This window comes from Pseudomonas palmensis (assembly GCF_017848315.1).
In the GTDB taxonomy this organism is placed as follows: domain Bacteria; phylum Pseudomonadota; class Gammaproteobacteria; order Pseudomonadales; family Pseudomonadaceae; genus Aquipseudomonas; species Aquipseudomonas palmensis.
In genome coordinates, this window is the sequence record NZ_JAFKEC010000128.1 from 1 (window position 1) to 1,029 (window position 1,029).

The 1,029-nt window shown below is 65.4% G+C and carries 2 protein-coding genes; one reads left to right on the forward strand and one right to left on the reverse strand.

Features of this window, described 5'->3' with window-relative positions; all coding sequences use genetic code 11:
• Window positions 1–299, reverse strand: a 299-nt coding sequence (locus tag JZZ72_RS27665) for a LysE family translocator (RefSeq protein WP_210015497.1), incomplete at its 3' end; no start/stop codon positions are given.
• 135 nt (window positions 300–434) lie between these two features.
• Between JZZ72_RS27665 and JZZ72_RS27670 the strand changes: the two genes are divergently transcribed.
• Complete coding sequence (locus JZZ72_RS27670) at window positions 435–932, forward strand: Lrp/AsnC family transcriptional regulator (RefSeq protein ID WP_058541157.1); 498 nt, start codon at window positions 435–437, stop codon at window positions 930–932.
• The last annotated feature ends 97 nt before the right edge of the window (window positions 933–1,029 follow it).

Genomic DNA, 1,029 nt, shown 5'->3' on the forward strand with positions numbered 1-1,029 from the left:
CCCTGGCCCTGCACTGCACCCGCCACGGGCCTGAACATCTTCACCCCCAGCCACAGCAGGTAGGCCGCCCCGGTGTACTTGACCACCTCGAACGTCCAGGGCAGTACCTTGAACAGCGTCGCCAGCCCGACGGCGGCCAGGGTCACGTGGCACGCACGGGCAACCGCCAGCCCCAGCACGGTCGCCAGCGCCGCCCGCCGCCCCTGGCGCGCACCGGTCTGCAGCAGCAGGATCATGTCCGGGCCCGGCATCAGGTAGATCATCGTCAGGGCAGTCAGGTAGAGCAGTTTTTCGTCCATTTCAACGACCTCAGGCTGGGGCAACAGAGTGAAAATTCTATGCCGGAAGGTCGAGGCAGGTGCTTGCGTTATGCGCCCGCAACGGGGCTATTATTGGCAGGATGTACCAATTCGATACCTAGCCACAGGCCACTTATGCCAAACCACGACCCGACCTACCCCAAGCTGGACGGTTACGACCAACGCATCCTTGGCGCACTGCAGCGCGACGGGCGCCTCACCAATGTGCAACTGGCTGAAGAGATCGGGCTGTCGGCTTCGCCGTGCCTGCGACGGGTGAGGCTGCTGGAAGAAGCCGGGGTGATCCGCGGCTACCATGCCAGCCTCGAAGCCGAGGCGGTCGGCCTGGGGTTGACGGTGTTCGTGGGGGTGAAGGTCGAGCGGCACCATGAGGTCGAAGCGGAAAACTTCCGCCTGGCCGTGCTGGCCCTGCCCGAGGTGGTCAGCGCCTTTCTGGTGTCGGGCGAGTCGGATTTCCTGTTGCATGTGGTGGTGCCGGATCTGCGCGGCTATGAGCGGTTCCTGACCGATACGCTGCTCAAGCTGCCGGGGATCCGGGATATCCGCAGCAACTTCGCAATCAAGACGATCAAGCCGCAGGGGGCGCTGCCGCTGGGGCACCTGGGGCGGTAAGCGGGTAGCAACGACCGGCCCACCCGCCCCGAACCGAACCTGGCAACCCTACAGCACCAGATTCCCGCGCTCCTCCTGCGTCAACCGCCCCCGCGCC

Excerpts from the sequence above, each read along its gene's own strand:
- JZZ72_RS27670 (WP_058541157.1), top strand. The coding sequence starts at position 435 with ATGCCAAACCACGACCCGACCTACCCCAAGCTGGACGGTTACGACCAA.